Raw genomic sequence first — 14233 nt, forward strand, 5'->3', positions numbered from 1 at the left:
GGCCGTGTCACAAACAACGCCTCCGTGTCACACATGTCGCATGTACGCGCGTGCTGCGTCACATGGTGACGACAGGCCCTGTCCCGCGGTCACTCTGCGTCGTTCACCGGGCGCAGGCTTGTGATCGCCAGCGCAGCGCCCGGCTCCCCCGACGACCGCCCCCGGTCGCCGCTGCGGCGCGCGCAGGGAGGTGCAACTCATGACCGACCGAAGGCTCTGGTCCTACAAGGAGATCGCGGCGCACATCAGAGTGCAGCCCGACACCGTGCGGTCCTACCGCAAGCACGGGTTGCTGCCCCCTCCCGACCATGTGGAGGGCGGCAAACCCTACTGGTACGCGGACACGGTCCGCGCCTGGGTGGCCTCCCGGCCGCGCAACCGCGGCCGCATGTGACTCCGGCGTCGATCGACCACGCCCCACCTGCCGTACGGGGCACGGTCGCTCCGGGTTCGCGGCCGAGGGCGTACACCGCAGGTGCGCAGTCGGCCTCAGCTCCACGGCTCGATGACCGTGACCCCGGCCCCCGGCGCCGTACCCATCGCCGCCAGGGCCGCCGGTGCCGCGTCGAGCGTGATGGTGGACGTCACCAGGAGGTCGGGGCGCAGAACACCGGAGCGGACCAGGCGGAGCATGCCGGGATACGCGTGGGCCGCCATGCCGTGGCTGCCGAGGAGTTCGAGCTCCAGGGCGACGGCGCGGGCCAGCGGGACGGGCGTGGTGCCGTCGGCCGAGGGCAGCAGCCCGACCTGGATGTGCCGGCCGCGGCGGCGCAGGCCGTTCACGGAGGCCACGCAGGTCGCGGGCGAGCCCAGAGCGTCCAGGGAGAGATGGGCGCCGCCGTCGGTCAGCCGGCGGACGGCCGCGGCCGGGTCCGGCACACCGGTCGCGTCCAGGCATGCGGCGGCGCCGAACTTCCGCGCCAGATCGAGGGCCTGGGGTGACACGTCGACGGCGACCACCCGCGCCCCGCAGGCCGCAGCGATCATCACCGCCGACAGCCCGACCCCGCCGCACCCGTGCACCGCGACCCACTCCCCCGCCGCCACCCGGCCCTGCTGCACCACCGCGCGGAAGGCGGTGGCGAAACGACAGCCGAGGGCGGCGGCGGTGGCGTACGCCATGTCGTCCGGGATCGCGATCAGGTTGACGTCGGCGTGGCCGAGCGCCACGTATTCGGCGAAGGAGCCCCAGTGGTGGAAGCCCGGCTGGGTCTGGCGTTCGCACACCTGCTGGTCGCCCGCCGAGCAGGCCGGGCAGGTGCCGCAGGCGCAGACGAACGGCACGGTGACCCGGTCGCCGGGCCGCCACCCGGTCACCCGGGAACCCACCGTCTCGACGACGCCGGCGAGTTCGTGCCCGGGCACGTGCGGCAACGCGATGTCGGGGTCGTGTCCCATCCAGCCGTGCCAGTCGCTTCGGCACAGGCCGGTGACCTCCACCCGGACGACCACGCCGTGCTCCGCGGGTTCTGGATCGGGTACGTCCCGCACCTGGGCGGGGGCGCCGTACCGGTCGAAGACGACGGCTCGCATGCGCGCTCCTTTCGGAAACCTCCGCGAAGACTAGAGGGCCCGGGCGCCGCCGGGTTGTGTGGCCGGTTCCGGTTCGTGCGTGCCGGTCGCGCCGTCCCCCGCGCTCCCCTGGTGCGCTTGAGGCTCGCCTTCACTGAGCCCGAACCGTTCGTGAAGGCGGCGCAAGGGGGCCGGCGCCCACCACGTGGCCCTGCCCGTGAGGCGCATGATCGCCGGGACCAGCAGACTGCGCACCACCATCGCGTCCATCAGCACGGCGAGCGCGATGCCCAGTCCGAGCATCTTGGTGTTGGTCACCCGTGAGGTGCCGATGGCGACCATGACCACCGCGAGGATGACCGCCGCCGCGGTGATAAGCCCGCCGGTGCGCTGGAGTCCGTGGCGCACGGCCGCGTCATGGTCGCCCGTGCGGTCGTACTCCTCCTTGATGCGGGAGAGCAGGAACACGCCGTAGTCCATGGACAGTCCGAAGGCCACGCAGAACATCAGCACGGGCAGGGTCGTCTCGATGGAGCCGGAGCTGGTGAAACCGAGCGCACCGGAGAGATGGCCGTCCTGGAAGACCCAGACCAGGGCGCCGAACATCGCCGTCAGGCTGAGCGCGTTGAGCACCACGGCCTGCACGGGTATCAGCACGCTGCCGGTGAGCAGGAAGACCAGGAGCAGGGTGACGACGGCGATGAACGCGGCCGCCCAGGGCAGGCGCTGGGCTATCGCATGCTTGGTGTCGACGAGCACGGCGGCCGTGCCGGTCACCTTGGTGCCGAAGGGGGCGTCCAGCGAGCGCAGGTCACCGACCAGGCGCTGGGCCGGGTCGTCGACCGCCTCGCCCTTCGGCTGGACCGTGAAGTAGGCCGTGTCCCCCTTGACGAGCGGGCCGTCCACGCGGGCCACCTCGGGCAGCGCGGCCACCTGCTGTTTGTAGCCGGCGTACTGGGCCTCGGTGGCGCTTCCCTCGGCGAGGATCTCCAGGCCGCTCCCGGGGTTGCCCGGGAAGCCGTCGCGGATGTGCTCCTGCACCACATGGGACTCGGCGGTGGAGGGCAGCTGACGGTCGTCGGCGGTGCCGAACTTCACGCCGAGGAAGGGCAGTCCCAGGGTGACGAGGAGGACGGTGGTGCCGAGAGCGAAGAGCGGGGCGCGGCGCATCACCAGGCCGGCGGTCCGCGCCCAGGCCGTCCGCTCGGCGGGTTTCGGCTCGCGGCGCCCTTGGAACAGGCGGCGCAGGTCGAGCGAGTTGACCCGGTGGCCGAGCAGGACCAGGGCGGCCGGGAGCAGGATCAGGGCGGCGGCCGCGGCGAGCAGGACCACCGCGATGCCGGCGTAGGCGAAGGACCGCAGGAAGTACTGCGGGAAGACCATCATCGCGGCCAGGGACACGGCCACCGTGAGGGCGGAGAAGAGCACCGTGCGCCCGGCGGTGCGCAGGGTCGCGGCGACGGCCGTCAACGGGTCGGCGCCCGTGGACAGTTCCTCGCGATAGCGGCGGACGATGAACAGGGCGTAGTCGATGGCCAGGCCGAGACCGAGGGCCGTGGTGAGGTTGAGCGCGAAGACGGAGACATCGGTGAAGGACGTCAGAGCGCGCAGGACGGCGTTGGTGCCGAGGATGGCCACGATGCCGATGCCGAGCGGCAGCAGGGCGGCGATCGCGCTGCCGAAGACCATCACGAGCAGCACGAGCGTGATCGGCAGCGCGATCAGCTCGGCGCGGGCCAGGTCCTCCTTGATGACCGTCTGCATCTCGTGCCGGACGGCGACGATGCCACCGATCTTCACCCGGACCGGGCCGTGCGTGCCCCGGTAGTGCGGGGCGATGCGGTCGAGCGTCCTGCCCATCGCGTTGTCGTCGCCGGTGATGCGGGCGGCGATCAGCGCCTCGTGGCCGTCCGCTGCGCGCAGCGCCGGTGACCGGCCCTGCCAGTAGGAGCCGACGCCGGTCACGCCCTTCTCCCCGGCCAGCCGGGCGGCCAGGTCGCGGGCCTCGGCGGTGACCGCCGGAGCGTCGACGGAGGCGCGGCCGGAGTCGACCAGGAGCAGCAGGTTCGGCTGGGAGGCGGGGAACTCGCGCTCCAGCGCCTTGGTGGCGTACGTCGACTCGGCTGCCGGGTCCTCCCAGCCGCCGCTGCCGAGACGGTCCGCGACCCCGCTGCCGGCCAGCACGGCGAGCGCCGTGAGCACCAGGGCCACGAGCAGGGACAGGCGTGGCCGGGCGGTCACGAAGCGGGTGTGGCGGCCGGGACGGGGCGGCGCACCGCCCGGCGCCCCCTCCGCCGCCTGCGCTGGCGTGTTGACTTCGGTCATCGTGCGGTGTCCCCTTCACCGTGGCCCATGTCCGCGCAGACAGGCAGCATGGGCCGCTCATTGCCATAGACTGGCAAACACGAGAGATCGCTCGCGTTTCTCCAGAATGCGAGCGAGCGCTCGCGTTTGTCAATGACCTTCGGGAGAGCTGGGGATAACGCGTGTCCGACACCTCGGAGACCTCGGACACCTCGGAGCAGGAGCAGCCGAGGGAGAAGGAGCAGCCGCGCCGTCGGCAGGCCCGCGGCGAGCGCCGCATCGCCCAGCTGCTCCAAGCGGCCGCCCGGGTCTTCTGCACCACCGGCTACACCGCCGCCAGCACCAACGCCATCGCCCGCGAGGCGGGCGTCTCGCCCGGCACGCTCTACCAGTTCTTCCCGAACAAGGAGGCGATCGCGCTCGAGCTGGGCGACCGGCTCGTCCACGAGATGCGGGAGACCTACGGCGAGGCGCTGGCTCCCGTCGACCCCGCCACCTCGCTGGAGACGGCCGTCGGCTCCGCCATCGACCGGTTCATGGCCTTCAACACCGAGCACCCGGTCTTCTTCACGCTGATGCACGGCCCCGACATCCCGGGCCGGATGGCCGAGACGCACGACCAGCTGCACTCCACCCTGACCGGCCGGATCGAGGACCTGCTCGCCTCCCTCATGCCCGGCGCCTCCCCGCCCGACGTCACCCGCACGGCACATGTCTGCCTCGGCATCTACAAGTCGGGCCTGGAGCTGGTTCTCGCCCACGAGGGCGCCGAGCGCGCCGCCTACGTCCAGGAGATCAAGACCGTTCTGATCCGCTACCTGGAACCGCTGGTGGGCGACCGGATCGGCCGCCGGTGATCCACGCGGGCCGCCCACCGACAGCTCACCCATGAGGACATCCGCCCGCGGGTGACCCCAGGGGCCCACCCGGACTGCGACGACCGGCACATCTGCCTAGGCTGCGGATGAATCGCCCAGAATCGCCCAGACGTTGTCCGAGGGGACCCCCGTGAGTCACTCCCCGCCTCCCGGCACGCCCAAGGCCCGCATTCCCGGCCCCCAGCAACCGCCACCGCCGTACCCCCGCATCGGCGCGGGTCTGTGGCGGCGCAGTCTGGCCGGTGGACTCGCCCTGTGGGCGCTGACCGCGTGGGGCACGTACGAGACGCGGGACAGCACGCTGCTGCCGACACCGATCCTGCTCGGCAGCCTTCTCGTGCCGGTCGCCTTCGTGCTGTGGGCGTACGAGCGGCACGGCCGCGACCTGGGCGTCAGCGCGATCCTGGGCTGTTTCCTGGCCGGCGGGACCCTCGGCGCGCTCGGCGCCTCGCCGATGGAGGCGCATCTGCCGCCCGCCTCCCTCACCACGTCCGCCGGCGTCGCCCTGGTCGAGGAGGCGGCGAAGCTCGCGGCGCTGATGTTCGCGCTGCGGCGGCAGCCGGCCGTCCGCGGACTGCGCGCCGGACTGGTGCTCGGCGCGGCCGTCGGATTCGGCTTCGCCGCCCTGGAGAGCGCCGGGTACGCCTTCGCCGCGGCCGTCGGCACGAACGGGACCGATCTGCGCGCCCTGCTGGAGACGGAGATGCTGCGCGGGGTACTCGCCCCCTTCGGGCACGGGCTGTGGACCGCGATCGCCGGCGGCGTCCTGCTGTCCCGGCGCCGCCTGAACGGTTGCTTCCGCCTCACCCCGCCGGCCGTCGGCGCGTACCTGGGAGTCGCCCTTCTGCACGCGCTGTGGAACGCCACGCACGGCCTCGCGATCTGGGCGGTCGCCCGGCTGACCGGCACCGGGCTGGAGAGGCGGCTGTTCGCGCTGGAGCACCTCGTACGGCCGAGTCCCGAACAGGAAGACCTGTTCACGCTGTTCTCCGTCGGCGGGCTGGCCCTGGTGGCGCTGGCCGGGGTCGGCTGGGTGCGGGAACTGGTCCGCCGGGACACCTCTTGGAGAAATACCCCCTAGGGGTATAGTGTGAGAAACGTGGGGTTCCCTCGCGGGCCCCAGTCGCCCCACCCGCCTCGACGAGGAGTAACGACATGACCGCCCACACCGACACTCCGGGCTCCGTCACCACCGTCTACAAGGTGACCGGCATGAGCTGCGGCCACTGCGAGGGCTCCGTCTCCGGCGAGGTCTCCCGGATCCCCGGCGTCACCTCCGTGAAGGCCGTCGCGTCGACCGGCGAGGTGACCGTGGTCTCCGCGGCCCCGCTGGACGACGAGGCCGTGCGCGACGCCGTCGACGAGGCCGGCTTCGAGCTGGCCGGCAAGGCCTGAGGCGCACGACAGGGTCTGAGCGAGAGGGCTCGAACGACCGGTCCCGCACCGCGAGCAGGGACCCGAAACCTTTCCCCGACCGGACCGTGCCGACCAGCTGATACTGGATCCGTACCGTCCGGTCCGATGTCTGGAGTCCGGACATGACCAGCACCACCGCAGAGAGCGCGACCACGCAGAAGGCGGCCGCGATAGCCGGCACCTCCGAGGTCGAGCTGCTGATCGGCGGGATGACCTGCGCCTCCTGTGCGGCGCGGGTGGAGAAGAAGCTCAACCGGATGGAGGGCGTCAGCGCCACCGTCAACTTCGCCACCGAGAAGGCGAAGATCGCCTTCGGCGAGGGCGTCCGGGTGGCCGACCTGATCGCCACCGTGGAGAAGACGGGCTACACCGCCGAGGAGCCGGCGCCACCGGAGCCCGGACCCGAGGCGGCCCCGCAAACCCCCGGGCGCGACCCCGAACTCGGCGCCCTCGGCCACCGCCTGCTCGTCTCCGCACTGCTCGCGGCGCCCGTGGTCCTGCTCGCGATGATCCCGGCGCTGCAGTTCGACAACTGGCAGTGGCTCTCCCTCACCCTCGCGGCACCCGTCGTCGTCTGGGGCGGCGCGCCCTTCCACCGGGCCGCGTGGACCAGCGCCCGGCACGGCGCCGCCACCATGGACACCCTGGTCTCCGTCGGCACGCTGGCCGCGTTCGGCTGGTCGCTGTGGGCGCTCTTCTTCGGTGACGCGGGCATGCGGGGCATGCACGACGAGCTCCGCCTGACCGTCTCGCGCATGGACGGCACCTCCACCATCTACCTGGAGGTCGCCGCCGGAGTCGTCGCGCTGATCCTGCTCGGCCGTTATCTGGAGGCCCGTTCCAAGCGACGGGCGGGCGCGGCCCTGAAGGCGCTGATGGAACTGGGCGCCAAGGACGTGGCGCTCCTGCGCGACGGCCGCGAGACACGCGTCCCGGTGTCGTCCCTGGCCGTCGGCGACCGGTTCGTCGTGCGGCCCGGCGAGAAGATCGCCACCGACGGCACGGTGACCGAGGGCGTCTCCGCCGTCGACGCCTCCATGCTGACCGGCGAGTCGGTGCCGGTGGACGTCGGGCCCGGCGACCCGGTCACCGGCGCCACGGTCAACGCGGGTGGCCGGCTGGTCGTCGAGGCCACCCGGGTCGGCGCCGACACCCAGCTGGCGAGGACGGCGAAGCTGGTCGAGGAGGCCCAGAACGGCAAAGCCGAGGTGCAGCGGCTCGCCGACCGCATCTCCGGGGTGTTCGTCCCGGTCGTCATCCTCATCGCGCTGGGCACCTTCGCCGTCTGGCTGAGCGCGACCGATGACACGGTCGCCGCGTTCACCGCCGCCGTCGCCGTCCTGATCATCGCCTGCCCCTGTGCGCTGGGCCTCGCCACCCCGACCGCGCTGATGGTCGGCACCGGCCGGGGTGCCCAGCTCGGCATCCTCATCAAGGGCCCCGAGGTCCTGGAGTCCACGCGCCGCGTCGACACGGTCGTTCTGGACAAGACCGGGACCGTCACCACCGGCCGGATGACGCTGCAGGCGGTGTACGCGGCCGACGGCGAGGACGAGAAGGAGCTGCTGCGGCTCGCGGGCGCCCTGGAACACGCCTCCGAGCACCCCGTCGCCCGCGCGATAGCCGCCGGCGCCGAGGAGCGGGCCGGAAGACTCCCCGAGGTCGAGTTCTTCGAGAACGTCCCCGGGCGGGGCGTACGCGGACGCGTGGAAGGCCACGAAGTGACCGTGGGGCGCCTGTACGACGAGCTCCCGCAGGAGCTCGCCCGCGCGGCGCGCGAGGCCGAGCAGGAGGGCCGTACGGCCGTCGTGGCCGGCTGGGACGGGCGGGCCCGCGGGGTCCTCGCCGTCGCCGACGCGATCAAGGAGTCCAGCGCCGAGGCGGTGCGCGAACTGCGCGGCCTCGGACTCACCCCGGTGCTGCTCACCGGTGACAACCGGACGGTCGCGGAGGCGGTCGCGAAGGCGGTCGGCATCGACACCGGGAACGTGTTCGCCGACGTGCTCCCCGAGGACAAGGTGGACGTCGTACGACGGCTGCAGCGCGGGGGGCGGACCGTGGCGATGGTCGGCGACGGCGTCAACGACGCGGCCGCGCTCGCCACCGCCGATCTGGGCCTCGCCATGGGCACCGGCACGGACGCGGCGATCGAGGCCGGCGACCTGACCCTGGTGCGCGGGGACCTGCGGGTGGCCGCCGACGCCATCCGGCTCTCCCGGCGGACGCTGGCCACGATCAAGGGGAACCTGGCGTGGGCCTTCGGCTACAACGTGGCCGCACTGCCGCTGGCCGCCGCCGGGCTGCTCAATCCCATGATCGCCGGCGCCGCGATGGCCTTCTCCTCGGTCTTCGTGGTGACCAACAGCCTGCGGCTGCGCCGCTTCCGCTGAAGTCCCGCGAGGTTACCGGCGGTTAGCCGCAGTCGAAGTAAGAGACCCCCTAGAGTCCGGCGCGAGCCTCACATAAGCTCTTCACAAGGCTCGCGCATCATCCTTACGCTTGGGCCCCGATCGCCGTATCGGGGCTCTTGCGTACCTAAAGGACATATGCAAGAGACGCAGATCACAGTGATGCGAACGTAACCATCGAAGGGGTTCGAAGGTCTAAGTTGGCGATGTCAGAGCAGCGTCTTGGGGGGCGCTGACTGGCATCTGGGGATGTCTTGGGGGACTTCCTCAGAGATGCGTTGCCGGGGCACGCGCGACGGGAAGCTTTGAGCGGCCCTCCCAGCGTGCGTTGTCCCGGCAGATCGCACCGTGTCACTGGAGCGGGACGAGTTTTGCTCGTTCTGCTCACAGACAGCGGTTCAGGCGCTGTCCTCTCCGAGCGCCCGGCCGGATCCCGTGGGGGGAATCCGCACCGGGACATGGGAAGGCGCCCTGGTCGTCGGCCCGTGGGGGGACCGGCGTCTCAGGGCGCCTTCCGCTTACTCTTCGCTTGCCAGGCCTCGCCTGCCGGGTTCCGCTCGCCCGGCTCGGCTGTCAGCCTTCCCCTGCAGCACTGATTCAGGGCCCGCCTCCCGGGCAGGCCCTGTCACTCAGTGCGCGCTCAGCGCTCCTCGACCGGCACGAAGTCGCGCTCGACGACACCCGTGTAGATCTGGCGGGGGCGGCCGATGCGCGAGCCCGGCTCCTTGATCATCTCGGTCCACTGGGCGATCCAGCCCGGCAGACGGCCGAGGGCGAACAGGACCGTGAACATCTCGGTCGGGAAGCCCATGGCCCGGTAGATCAGACCGGTGTAGAAGTCGACGTTCGGGTACAGCTTGCGCTCGACGAAGTAGTCGTCGGAAAGCGCGTGCTCCTCCAGCTTCAGGGCGATGTCGAGGAGCTCGTCCTCCTTGCCCAGCGCGGAGAGGACGTCGTGCGCGGCGGCCTTGATGATCTTGGCGCGGGGGTCGAAGTTCTTGTAGACCCGGTGGCCGAAGCCCATCAGGCGGACGCCGTCCTCCTTGTTCTTCACCTTGCGGATGAAGGTGTCGACGTCGGCGCCGGAGTCGCGGATGCCCTCGAGCATCTCCAGCACGGACTGGTTGGCGCCGCCGTGCAGCGGGCCCCACAGCGCGCTGATGCCGGCCGAGATCGACGCGAACATGTTGGCCTGCGAGGAACCGACCAGGCGGACCGTGGAGGTCGAGCAGTTCTGCTCGTGGTCGGCGTGCAGGATCAGCAGCTTGTCCAGCGCGGCGACGACGACCGGATCGAGGTCGAACTCCTGCGCCGGGACCGAGAAGGTCATGCGCAGGAAGTTCTCGACGTAACCGAGGTCGTTGCGCGGGTAGACGAACGGGTGGCCGATCGACTTCTTGTACGCGTACGCCGCGATCGTCGGGAGCTTGGCGAGCAGCCGGATCGTGGAGAGGTCGCGCTGCTTCTCGTCGAACGGGTTGTGGCTGTCCTGGTAGAAGGTGGACAGCGCCGAGACGACCGACGACAGCATGGCCATCGGGTGGGCGTCGCGCGGGAAGCCCTTGTAGAAGTTCTTGACGTCCTCGTGCAGCAGGGTGTGCCGCGTGACGTCGTTCTTGAACGTCGTCAGCTCGTCGACGGTGGGCAGCTCGCCGTTGATCAGCAGGTACGCCACCTCGAGGAAGGTGGAGCGCTCGGCCAGCTGCTCGATGGGGTAGCCGCGGTAGCGGAGGATGCCCGCCTCGCCGTCGAGGTAGGTGACAGCGGATTTATAGGCGGCCGTGTTGCCGTAACCGCTGTCCAGAGTCACCAGACCGGTCTGGGCGCGGAGCTTCCCGATGTCGAAGCCCTTGTCGCCGACGGTGCTGTCGACCACCGGGTAGGTGTACTCGCCGTCGCCGTACCGCAGTACTACAGAGTTGTCGCTCACGTCTTCCCTCACCGACGTAGTGCCTCATCTTCGAGGTGCCCTGACTGTCTCTACCATCCCCCATTTGGCTCAGGAGAGTGCACTCGGGGTCGACCATTGGGCCTATTGGCGGCACTCAGTGCCGCCAACCTGCCATCCTGCCCCCTCCGAACGGCATCTGGAAGTGCTCTGTGACCTTCACGACTCATTTGATCGATCATTTTTTGTGATGCGGTTCGACGCCCCTGCTCAGGGGCGGTCAGCAGCCGCGAAGCCTGAAGTCCAGTGCCGTACAGCGCCGCCCCGCCGACACCGTGCGCACCGCCTGTCCGATCGCCTTGCGTGAACCGACGAGGACAACCAGTCGTTTCGCCCGTGTCACCGCCGTGTACAGGAGGTTCCGCTGAAGCATCATCCATGCTCCGGTGGTGACGGGGATCACCACAGCGGGATATTCACTCCCCTGCGAACGGTGGATGGTCACGGCGTACGCATGGGCCAGTTCGTCCAGTTCGTCGAATTCGTACGGAACCTCCTCGTCCTCGTCCGTCAGCACCGTGAGCCGCTGGTCGACCGGATCGAGCGAGGTGACGACGCCCACGGTGCCGTTGAAGACACCGTTCTTCCCTTTCTCGTAATTGTTGCGAATCTGGGTGACCTTGTCGCCGACCCGGAAGACCCGACCGCCGAACCGCTTCTCCGGCAGATCGGGCCGGCCGGGGGTGACGGCCTGCTGGAGCAGCCCGTTGAGCACTCCCGCACCCGCCGGCCCCCGGTGCATCGGCGCGAGCACCTGGACGTCCCGGCGCGGGTCGAGCCCGAACCTGGCCGGGATCCGACGCGCCGCCACGTCCACGGTGAGCCGCCCCGCCTCCTCCGTATCGTCCTCCACGAAGAGGAAGAAGTCCTTCAGCCCGTCGGTCAGCGGATGCTGTCCGGCGTTGATCCGGTGCGCGTTGGTGACGACACCGGACTGCTGGGCCTGCCGGAAGACACGGGTGAGCCGGACGGCGGGAACGGGACCGCCCTCGGCGAGCAGATCCCGGAGGACCTCGCCCGCGCCGACGCTGGGCAGCTGGTCGACGTCTCCCACGAAGAGCAGATGGGCGCCCGGCGGTACGGCCTTGACCAGCTTGTTGGCGAGCAGCAGGTCGAGCATGGAGGCCTCGTCGACGACGACCAGGTCGGCGTCGAGCGGCCGGTCCCGGTCGTACGCCGCGTCCCCGCCGGGCTTGAGCTCCAGCAGCCGGTGGACGGTCGAGGCCTCGGCGCCGGTCAGCTCCGCCAGGCGCTTCGCGGCACGCCCGGTGGGAGCGGCGAGCAGGACCTTGGCGCGCTTGGCGCGGGCCAGCTCCACGATCGAGCGGACGGTGAAGGACTTGCCGCAGCCGGGGCCTCCGGTCAGGACGGCCACCTTTTCGGTCAGCGCGAGCCTGACCGCGGCCTCCTGTTCGGGGGCGAGGTCGGCACCGGTGCGGGATCTCAGCCAGCCGAGCGCCTTGTCCCAGTCCACGTCCCGGAAGGCGGGCATCCGGTCCTGGTCGGTGCGCAGCAGACGCAGCAGGTGGGAGGAGAGGGAGAGCTCGGCGCGGTGGAAGGGGACGAGGTAGACGGCGCTGACGGGTTCGTCGCCGTCCGGCCCTGGGACCTTCTCCCGTACGACCCCGGGGTCCGCGCCGTCCTCCGGTGGCAGGGCCAGCTCGGCGAGGCACTCGATGACAAGCCCGGTGTCGACGGCGAGCAGTTTCACGGCGTCGGAGATCAGCCGCTCCTCGGGAAGGAAGCAGTGACCCTGGTCGGCGGACTGGGACAAGGCGTACTGCAGCCCGGCCTTCACCCGCTCCGGGCTGTCGTGCGGGATGCCGACGGACCGGGCGATCTTGTCGGCGGTGAGGAAGCCGATGCCCCAGACGTCGGCGGCGAGCCGGTAGGGGTGGTTCCTGACGACGGAGATCGACGCGTCGCCGTACTTCTTGTAGATCCGGACGGCGATGGACGTCGACACCTCGACGGTCTGGAGGAAGAGCATGACCTCCTTGATCGCCTTCTGCTCCTCCCAGGCGTCTGCGATCTTCTTGGTCCGTTTGGGGCCGAGGCCCGGCACCTCGACGAGCCGCTTGGGCTCCTCCTCGATGATCCTCAGCGTGTCCAGCCCGAAGTGCTGCGTGATGCGGTCGGCGAAGACCGGCCCGATCCCCTTGACCAGCCCCGATCCCAGGTAGCGCCGGATGCCCTGGACGGTGGCGGGCAGGACCGTCGTGTAGTTCTCCACGTGGAACTGCTTGCCGTACTGGGCGTGGGACCCCCAGCGCCCCTCCATGCGCAGCGACTCCCCGACCTGGGCACCGAGCAGTGCGCCGACCACCGTGAGCAGGTCACCGGCACCTCTTCCCGTGTCGACCCGGGCGACCGTGTAGCCGTTCTCCTCGTTGGCGTACGTGATCCGCTCCAGCACGCCTTCGAGCACGGCGAGCCGGTGCTCGGTCGTGGGGTTCCCCGCGCGGTTGGACATGATCCGACCGTACATGCGGCGTCTGACACCGGGCACCGCCTCGTCCCGGCGCCCTCGGACGGGCCTACGGGTGGCTCGGCGCGTGGGCGCACCAGCGGCGCCGGACGGGAACGGACTCGCCGCAGCTTCCTTCCAGCGCGGGCGGGCGGCCGTGGGCCAGGACCGGTCCCCTTCGAAGGGCACTCCCCCAGCAGGTCACGCCTCGACGTGAGCGGCTCCGAGCGGCTTCGACGGCGGACAACGGCGGACGCTGGACGGGCGGGCGTACGGCGGAGGGGCCGTGGTGACACCATGGGGCGCACCTCGGGTGACGGCCGTCCGCCCCGGGTCGTCTCTCAGGGGAGTCAACTGATGTATGACTACGACCTGTTGGTCGTGGGTTCGGCCAACGCCGACCTGGTGATCGACGTCGCGCGGCGGCCGGCCGCCGGTGAGACGGTGCTCGGCGGCGACCTGACCGTCCACCCGGGAGGCAAGGGCGCCAACCAGGCGGTCGCGGCCGCCCGGCTCGGCGCGGCCACGGCCCTGCTGGCCCGGGTCGGTGACGACGCCTACGGCCGGCTGCTCCTCGACTCCCTGCACGCGGCCGGCGTCGACACGGTCGGTGTGCTGGTGGGCGGGGCGCCGACGGGCGTCGCACTGATCACCGTGGACCCCTCCGGAGACAACAGCATCGTGGTGTCACCGGGGGCGAACGCGCGGCTCACCGCGGCGGACGTCCGGGCGGCCGTCAGCCTGTTCCTGGCCTCGCGGGTGGTGTCGGCGCAGCTGGAGGTCCCCCTGGAGACGGTCGTGGAGGTCGTACGGAACCTGTCCCCGGACGGCCGCTTCGTGCTGAACCCGTCGCCGCCGCGGCCCCTGCCCTCGGAGGTGCTGGCGGTCTGCGACCCGCTGATCGTGAACGAGCACGAGGCCCGGGTGATCCTCGGCGACGCCTGTGTGAGCGAGGACCCGGCGGACTGGGCGCGGCTGCTGCTGGCCAAGGGGCCGCGCTCGGTGGTGGTGACGCTGGGCGCGCAGGGCGCGCTGGTGTGCGACGACTCCGGGGTGACGCCGGTGGCGTCGGTGAAGGTGGACACGGTCGACACCACGGGCGCCGGCGACGCGTTCGCGGCCGCGCTGGCCTGGAAGCTGGGGACGGGTGCCGCACTGGCCGACGCGGCGGCCCATGCCGTCCGGGTGGGCGCCGCGGCCGTGACGAAGCGGGGCGCGCAGGAGTCGTACCCGACGGCGGAGGAGGTCGACGCCCTGTGAAGCAGGCGGGGACCTCGGCCGCCCCCTGACCGGCGCGCCG

At 71.2% G+C, this 14233-nt stretch carries 9 protein-coding genes and 1 pseudogene; 6 read left to right on the top strand and 4 right to left on the bottom strand.

Annotated features, from left to right (window positions below):
* The first annotated feature begins 199 nt into the window (after positions 1-199).
* Positions 200-394, top strand: a complete 195-nt coding sequence (locus ABZ919_RS15965; RefSeq protein WP_361247751.1) for a MerR family transcriptional regulator — start codon at positions 200-202, stop codon at positions 392-394.
* Positions 395-489: 95 nt separating this feature from the next.
* Here ABZ919_RS15965 and ABZ919_RS15970 read toward each other — a convergent pair whose 3' ends face one another.
* Complete coding sequence (locus ABZ919_RS15970; protein ID WP_361247752.1) at positions 490-1533, bottom strand: zinc-dependent alcohol dehydrogenase family protein; 1044 nt, start codon at positions 1531-1533, stop codon at positions 490-492.
* Between the two features lie 30 nt (positions 1534-1563).
* Positions 1564-3837, bottom strand: coding sequence for an MMPL family transporter (locus ABZ919_RS15975; RefSeq protein WP_361247754.1), 2274 nt, complete (start codon positions 3835-3837; stop codon positions 1564-1566).
* Between the two features lie 161 nt (positions 3838-3998).
* Here ABZ919_RS15975 and ABZ919_RS15980 point away from each other — a divergent pair, with 161 nt between their 5' ends.
* The 4 genes and pseudogenes from ABZ919_RS15980 (at position 3999) to ABZ919_RS15995 (ending at position 8500) form a co-directional block, all read left to right on the top strand.
* Positions 3999-4673 (top strand): TetR family transcriptional regulator, encoded by a 675-nt coding sequence (locus ABZ919_RS15980; protein ID WP_361247755.1) that lies wholly within the window; start codon positions 3999-4001, stop codon positions 4671-4673.
* A gap of 151 nt (positions 4674-4824) precedes the next feature.
* Positions 4825-5775 carry a PrsW family intramembrane metalloprotease gene (locus tag ABZ919_RS15985; protein ID WP_361247757.1) on the top strand — a complete coding sequence of 317 codons (951 nt, stop codon included), beginning with the start codon at positions 4825-4827 and terminating at the stop codon, positions 5773-5775.
* 74 nt (positions 5776-5849) lie between these two features.
* The gene (locus tag ABZ919_RS15990; protein WP_361247759.1) at positions 5850-6089 is read left to right on the top strand and encodes a heavy-metal-associated domain-containing protein; all 240 of its coding nucleotides are present in this window, start codon (positions 5850-5852) and stop codon (positions 6087-6089) included.
* A gap of 126 nt (positions 6090-6215) precedes the next feature.
* Positions 6216-8500: pseudogene (locus ABZ919_RS15995) on the top strand (heavy metal translocating P-type ATPase).
* A gap of 658 nt (positions 8501-9158) precedes the next feature.
* Here ABZ919_RS15995 and ABZ919_RS16000 read toward each other — a convergent pair.
* Together ABZ919_RS16000 and ABZ919_RS16005 are read right to left on the bottom strand one after the other, a co-directional pair.
* A complete protein-coding gene (locus tag ABZ919_RS16000; protein ID WP_361247761.1) occupies positions 9159-10448 on the bottom strand; it encodes a citrate synthase in 1290 nt (429 codons plus the stop codon).
* Positions 10449-10686: 238 nt separating this feature from the next.
* A complete protein-coding gene (locus ABZ919_RS16005) occupies positions 10687-12939 on the bottom strand; it encodes an ATP-dependent RecD-like DNA helicase (RefSeq protein ID WP_361247763.1) in 2253 nt (750 codons plus the stop codon).
* Positions 12940-13290: 351 nt separating this feature from the next.
* On the opposite strand from ABZ919_RS16005, the gene ABZ919_RS16010 reads away from it, so the two are divergent.
* Positions 13291-14193, top strand: a complete 903-nt coding sequence (locus ABZ919_RS16010) for a ribokinase (protein ID WP_361247765.1) — start codon at positions 13291-13293, stop codon at positions 14191-14193.
* The last annotated feature ends 40 nt before the right edge of the window (positions 14194-14233 follow it).

The sequence above is a fragment of the Streptomyces sp. NPDC046759 genome (assembly GCF_040645475.1).
GTDB lineage: Bacteria > Actinomycetota > Actinomycetes > Streptomycetales > Streptomycetaceae > Streptomyces.